Origin of the sequence: Pseudoalteromonas sp. P1-30, assembly GCF_001400005.1 — a bacterium.
GTDB lineage: Bacteria > Pseudomonadota > Gammaproteobacteria > Enterobacterales > Alteromonadaceae > Pseudoalteromonas > Pseudoalteromonas atlantica.
In genome coordinates this window covers 66,405-73,342 of the sequence record NZ_LKBC01000020.1, presented here as the reverse complement: position 1 = coordinate 73,342, position 6,938 = coordinate 66,405, and the positions used below count along the sequence as shown (strand labels likewise).

Genomic DNA, 6,938 nt, shown 5'->3' with positions numbered 1-6,938 from the left:
TTAAACTTGAAAGTTTTTAAAACTAAGTTTTACTCGACTCACTAAGTGGTTTGCTTGCCTCGCTAAGCGTTGCCTGCTCTGCCGTCTCAGTGGGGTCGCATTATAGGGAGAAACGTTTTATACGCAAGCGTTTTATTAAATAAAATTGTATTTAATTTATACCCATAAGCACCTCACATTAAAAACACATGTTACCCACAAAAGCCTGTGGATAAGACTGCTTTTTTGCTTTTAAAACTAAACTCTTTTGATTTGTTATGGTAAGTTGCCAGCACTTTTTCAACTCATGTACTTAGGTAGTATTCATGACAGATATAATAAATAGTATAAGTGCCTTACTTTGGGGCCAAGTTCTCGTCTACTTATTAATAGCAGCAGGTGTCTTTTTTACCATTCGGTTAGGCTTTATTCAATTTGTACAATTCCCCCATATGTTTAAAGTTATGTTTGGCTCACGTAAATGTGGTGGAGATGAGATTTCTTCTTTTCAGGCTTTTTGTACTTCTTTAGCGGCGCGTGTTGGAACAGGTAATATGGCCGGTGTTGCCGTGGCACTTTATTTAGGTGGCCCTGGCGCTATATTTTGGATGTGGCTGATTGCTTTAATAGGTATGGCAACTAGCTTTGCAGAAAGTACCTTAGCACAAGCTTACAAAACTAAAGACGCTGATGGCAACTTTAGAGGCGGCCCTGCTTATTATATGGAACGAGGTTTAGGCAAACGCTGGATGGGTGTGTTGTTTTCATTATGCTTAATTTTAGCCTTTGGCCTGGTATTTAATGCTGTACAGTCAAACTCTATTGCTGCCGCATTTGAAGTAGCGTTTGATGTACCTAAGTATATAGTAGGCATTGCACTTGTAATTGGCTCTGGCATCATTATTTTTGGTGGATTAAAAACAATATCACGTTTTGCCGAAATGGTTGTTCCATTTATGGCGCTTGCCTATTTGCTAGTTGCTATATATGTATGTGCGATTAACTTTACTGCCCTGCCTGATGTTATTGTACTTATAATAAAAAGTGCTTTTGGTTTAGAGCAAGCAGGCGCCGGTGCAATTGGCTATGGTGTAACGCAAGCTATGATCCAAGGTATTAAGCGCGGTTTGTTTTCGAACGAAGCCGGTATGGGTAGCGCAGCCAATGCCGCAGCAACGGCAACACCTTATCCACCGCACCCAGCCTCGCAAGGGTATGTGCAAATGCTAGGTGTATTTATAGATACTATTGTGATCTGTACAGCCACTGCCTCATTAATCTTACTGTCTAATCAACTTGTGCCTGAATCGGGTGTACTAGGAATAGAGTTAACGCAAGCTGCACTACAAGAGCACGTAGGTGACTGGGGTACTTACTTTATTGCCATTGCCATTTTGTTTTTTGCATTTACCTCTATTGTCGCGAATTACTCATATGCCGAAACAAACCTAATGTTTTTAGAGCACAACTCTACTAAAGGAATGTTTATATTTAGATTACTTGTATTAGGTATGGTTATGTTTGGTGCCATTGGTGAACTAGGTATTATTTGGACACTTGCTGACATTTCTATGGGCCTTATGGCTATTGTAAACGTAGTTGCACTGTTTATGCTTTCAGGCGTTGTTGTGTGGTTATCAAAAGATTACAACGCGCAAAACAAGCAAGGTGTATTACCTACGTTTGACAAAGACAAGCACCCTAAGCTTGCCAAAGAGGTTGATCCAAACGCGTGGAAGTAACGCTAAATTAAAAAATTATTAAGCGAGCATTAGCTCGCTTTTTTTTGCCTTTCAAACTATATAAAAATTTATTAATGTATTTCAGAGATATATACCATAATTAAATATCAGTAATAGGCGCTTTTTGATTTACTTACGTACTATAAAATTGAAGTTTGTTATCTATAATATAAAGGAGTCATGATGGATGACCAATTGAACAAATACAGTATTGACACTACCGATTATCAGGTAGGTCAAGATAACGTACAAAAATGGGGGTTTGATGTTCATAACCCAGTGTTTGGAATAAGCGCATTTTTAGTCATACTATTTGTTGCCCTTACCTTATTGCTTGACCCTGAAGTGGTCAGGGAAGCACTTACCTCAACTAAAGATGCCATTATCAATAAATTTGATAGCTACTTCATGTTGATTGCTAATGGTTTCGTATTATTTTGCTTTGCACTTGCGCTCTCCCCTCTTGGTAAAATTCGCTTAGGGGGTGTTGATGCAAAACCTGAACATGGTTATCTCTCATGGCTGGCAATGTTATTTGCCGCTGGAATGGGGATAGGTTTACTGTTTTGGGGTGTTGCAGAGCCCGCTGCCTATTATACTGATTGGTACTTAATGCCAATGAACGCAGAGCCAAATACCCCAGAAGCTCACTCTTTAGCCATGGGCGCCACCATGTATCACTGGGGCTTACATGGTTGGGCAATTTATGGCATTGTTGCACTTAGCTTAGCGTTTTTTGCTTACAATAAAGGCCTTCCGTTATCTATACGCTCCGTGTTTTATCCCTTATTTGGCGATCGTGCTTGGGGTTGGCTGGGTCATGTTATTGATATACTTGCTGTACTCTCTACGCTTTTTGGTTTAGCAACGTCTCTTGGTTTAGGGGCACAGCAAGCAACAAGTGGTATTAATTATTTAATGGGCACAGACTACGGTACCGCTTTTCAAATTACAGTTATAGCGCTCGTTACCTGTATTGCTATTGTTTCTGTTATTAAAGGCATTGAAGGGGGTGTGAAAGTACTTAGTAACATCAATCTTATATGTGCATTTATTTTACTCGTTGCCATAATATCGCTTACTTTTAGTGACTCAATTACAGCAATATGGTTTACCTTTGGTGCATATGTAGAACATATGGTTCCGCTTAGTAATCCGTTTGGCCGTGAAGATGAAGACTGGATGCATGCCTGGACAGTATTTTACTGGGCATGGTGGATATCGTGGTCGCCGTTTGTAGGAATGTTTATTGCCCGTGTTTCTAGAGGCCGTACCGTGCGAGAATTTTTATTAGTCGTCATTGGCCTGCCAACACTATTAAGCTTAGTGTGGATGGGGGTATTTGGTAATTTAGCGATTTCACAAATTATTGATAAAGTAGGCCCACTTGGGCAAAACGGGTTAACCAATATCTCTGTAACGCTATTTCAGGTTTATGAGCAGCTTCCGCTTAGTGGCCTTATTAGTGTGATCTCAATTGTGCTTGTTTTAGTATTTTTTATTACCTCTTCTGATTCTGGCTCACTTGTAATAGATGGCATAACCGCTGGCGGAAAAATTGATGCGCCGGTACCACAACGTATATTTTGGGCATCGATTGAAGGGGCAATAGCCGCCGTATTACTATGGGTAGGAGGCTCTCAAGCCTTGCAGGCTCTGCAATCTGGAGTAGTAACCACTGCGTTACCTTTCTCAATTGTGCTTATTTTAATGTGCGTGGCGCTTATTCAAGGTTTAATGAGCGAATACCCCATTTATAAAGCACAAACAAAGTTATAGCATTATGTACTTTAGCAAAGCGGCTTTGTGTCGCTTTGCTTTGCACTTTATTTCCTCCCCTACCTACACTTCAGCTAATACATTAACGAACGTATTTAATTATCAAACTGTTTAGCTTTGGCAATACACCTCTAAAACACGTTGTTTTAAATAAATAGAGCGCACATATCAGCGCATAACAACCAAGTGCTATTAGTTGCACCTTTAGCTATCAAGTTTATATCATCAGGTAGTCGCGCATGTATGTAAATTGCTTTAATGAACTGAATTGGATTTAGACGGCAGCAGCAAAGGGATATGGGAAAAGTAATGTAGGTTTAATCAACTAACGCTAACGTGTAACAATGCGTATGCTCTGCTTTAAGCACGATTGTCTACCTCAAATTAGTCACTTAATTAAGCCAAGTGCTATTAATTTTTAAGGAATAGGCAAAAACATAAACAAAGTAATTGTTATATAAAAATTGAGTATTTATTTGAAAATAGGGAGTATTTAATTTACTAAAAGGACTTTAGTAAAAGTGGTGCCCGAGGCCGGACTTGAACCGGCACGACTTGTTAGTCGAGGGATTTTAAATCCCTTGTGTCTACCAATTCCACCACTCGGGCATCGAGTTTGCTATTTAAAGCATGTGGAGTGTTGAATGGAGGCGGAACCCGGAGTCGAACCGAGGTGGACGGATTTGCAATCCGCTGCATGGCCACTCTGCCATTCCGCCAAACCGTTGGACAACCTAATGAAAACTTGGAGCGGCACACGAGGCTCGAACTCGTGACCTCGACCTTGGCAAGGTCGCGCTCTACCAACTGAGCTAGTGCCGCATTATCTGCGTTATTCAACATCTTGCGATGTTTACGCTGCTAACTAAGTAACTTTGGTTTTCTTTATCTTAGGGGCTATGCCCTCTCAACACGGACGCATTCTACAGAGATTATTAAACGCGTCAACACAAAAAATGCCACTTTTGAACTGTTTGATTATTTTTTATCTAAAACGGTGCGTTATTAGACGTTTACAATCAATTTTTGGTCAATTCACTCCATGCAGCCATTAAATATTGCACCATAGAGCTCAGTGTTAAATAGGTGGCTATATACAATAAAGCAAAACTTAAATAGATCATCCACGTATCGTATTGCCAAATTAGGCCAATAATCGCCAGCATTTGCGCCGCGGTTTTTATTTTGCCCATATTTGATACTGCAACGTTTCCACGTTTGCCTTGTTCTGCCATCCACTCGCGTAATGCAGATATCACTATTTCACGGCTAATAATAATAAGGGCCGGGATCGTCATATACATAGACTGATAATGATCAGAGAGCGCAACAAGTGCAGCACACACCATAACCTTATCGGCTACAGGGTCTAAAAACGCACCAAAAGGCGTAGATTGCTCTAGCTTTCGTGCTAAATAGCCATCAAGTATATCGGTGATTGATGCAAGCCAAAAAATAAAAGCGGCAGCAAAAAACGCCCAGCTATAAGGCAAGTAAAATATCACCAAAAATATGGGGATAAGAAAAAGTCTAAAGGTTGTGAGTGTGTTTGGAATATTCCACATAACTACTTGGATATGTCTTTTTTTCTATATTCGCATGAAGGGCTAGCCCTTGTCATGCAAATGGTTAAATATCTTCTCAGCCATGTCAGGACTGATCCCAGGAACTTTCTTTAACTGTTCTATATTAGCAGCTTTTACCCCTTGCATGCCCCCTAAATATTTTAATAATGTTTGGCGGCGCTTAGAACCTACTCCGTTGATCTCTTCTAATAATGATTGCGTGCGCTGTTTTTGGCGCTTATTACGGTGTCCTGCAATGGCAAATCGGTGCGACTCATCGCGAATATGCTGGATTAAATGAAGTGCTAGCGCATCCGAATCCATAGGAATCGTTTTTCGCCCGCCATCAATTAATAAGGTTTCAAGGCCTGGCTTTCTGCTTGTGCCTTTTGCTACACCTACTAACAGCGGCATTTTAGCATGTGGCCACGTAGCAAAATACTGCTCTGCACGGCCTAGTTGCCCTTTACCACCGTCAATGAATATAACGTCAGGAATTTTGTCTTCATCTACCACTTTGTTGTAGCGTTTGTTCAGTGCAAACTCCATTGCCGCGTAATCATCACCGCCGGTTATACCCGTTACGTTGTAGCGCCTGTACTCTTTGTTATTTGGCCCTTGCGAATCAAATACTACACAACTGGCTACTGTGTTCTCCCCCATGGTATGGCTGATATCAAAACATTCCATTCTGTTTATATCATCTAAGCCTAGGGTCGCTTTTAATTGTGCATAACGTTTGTTTATAGAGTCTTGCGTACTTTGTTTAACGGTAATGCTGTTTAATGCGTTTTTATTAGCAAGCTGAAGATATTGTGCTCGCTCCCCGCGGGTAACCACTTTAAGCGATACTTTACGCTCACTAATTTGCGTAAGCGCTTCACTCAATGCGCTACTTTCTACAATCTCGAACGGTAAAATAATCTCTTTTGCTATGCGCCCTGTCGCACCAGGCGCTAAATAATATTGCCCTAAAAACGAAGTGAGTATTTCCTCTTGCCCCGAATCTTTAGGCACTTTTGGAAAATAGGTTTTACTGCCTAGCACTTTATGATCGCGGATCATTAATAAATGAATCCCGTTTAATCCATTTAAGTGCGCAAAACCTACCACATCCATTTCAGCAAAATTACCTGAAATAGACTGCTGCTCCTGCATTTTGCGCAGTAGCATAATTTGGTCACGCACTTTAGCTGCGAGCTCAAAGTTAAGGTCTTTACTCGCCGCTTCCATTTTTTTTATTAAATCGGCTATTACTTCGTGCGACTTACCTGTTAAAAACTTACGTACATAATCAACTTGTTCGCCGTACTCTTGCTCTGTCACTTTATTAACACACGGTGCTGAGCAGCGCTTTAGCTGATACTGTAAACACGGGCGGCTTCTGGCACGGTAATAGGCATCTTCGCACTGACGTACAGGAAATATTTTTTGCATTAAACGCAAACTTTCCGACACTGCGCCAGCACTTGGGAAAGGCCCAAAATACTCGCCTTTTACCTTGCGACTGCCTCTATGAAAGGCTAAACGCGGATGTTTATGACTGGTAAGTAATATATAGGGGTATGACTTATCATCACGTAATAAAATGTTATAACGCGGCTGATATTTTTTTATAAGGTTGTTTTCAAGCAGCAGGGCTTCGGTTTCGGTGTTTGTGAGCGTAACTTCAATATCGCAAATATTACTCACTAACACACGGGTTTTACTGTCGGTTAAATTAGATCTAAAGTAGCTACTTACTCGTTTTTTTAAGTTTTTAGCTTTACCGACATAAATAACTTGTTGTTCACTATCAAGCATACGGTATACACCCGGTTCACTTGATAGCGTTTTTAAAAATTGGGCGTGATCGAATTCAGACATAAATTAA

4 protein-coding genes and 3 tRNA genes are annotated in these 6,938 nt (G+C 40.6%); 2 read left to right on the top strand and 5 right to left on the bottom strand.

What is annotated here, in order from left to right:
• Nucleotides 1–305: 305 nt before the first annotated feature.
• Complete coding sequence (locus tag AN395_RS18535) at nt 306–1,721, top strand: sodium:alanine symporter family protein (RefSeq protein WP_024033645.1); 1,416 nt, start codon at nt 306–308, stop codon at nt 1,719–1,721.
• Nucleotides 1,722–1,904: 183 nt separating this feature from the next.
• Nucleotides 1,905–3,500 carry a BCCT family transporter gene (locus AN395_RS18530; protein ID WP_054983894.1) on the top strand — a complete coding sequence of 532 codons (1,596 nt, stop codon included), beginning with the start codon at nt 1,905–1,907 and terminating at the stop codon, nt 3,498–3,500.
• Between the two features lie 522 nt (nt 3,501–4,022).
• Here the strand turns inward: AN395_RS18530 and AN395_RS18525 are convergent.
• The 5 genes from AN395_RS18525 to uvrC all read right to left on the bottom strand — a co-directional run bounded on the left by AN395_RS18525 (nt 4,023) and on the right by uvrC (nt 6,931).
• Nucleotides 4,023–4,109, bottom strand: a tRNA-Leu gene (locus tag AN395_RS18525).
• A gap of 36 nt (nt 4,110–4,145) precedes the next feature.
• Nucleotides 4,146–4,219: transfer RNA gene (locus AN395_RS18520), tRNA-Cys, on the bottom strand.
• Between the two features lie 27 nt (nt 4,220–4,246).
• Nucleotides 4,247–4,322, bottom strand: a tRNA-Gly gene (locus AN395_RS18515).
• A gap of 197 nt (nt 4,323–4,519) precedes the next feature.
• Nucleotides 4,520–5,065 (bottom strand): CDP-diacylglycerol--glycerol-3-phosphate 3-phosphatidyltransferase, encoded by a 546-nt coding sequence (pgsA, locus tag AN395_RS18510; RefSeq protein WP_024033647.1) that lies wholly within the window; start codon nt 5,063–5,065, stop codon nt 4,520–4,522.
• Nucleotides 5,066–5,107: 42 nt separating this feature from the next.
• On the bottom strand, nt 5,108–6,931 hold the full coding sequence (gene uvrC / locus AN395_RS18505; RefSeq protein WP_054983893.1) for an excinuclease ABC subunit UvrC: 1,824 nt from the start codon (nt 6,929–6,931) through the stop codon (nt 5,108–5,110).
• Nucleotides 6,932–6,938 lie beyond the last annotated feature (7 nt).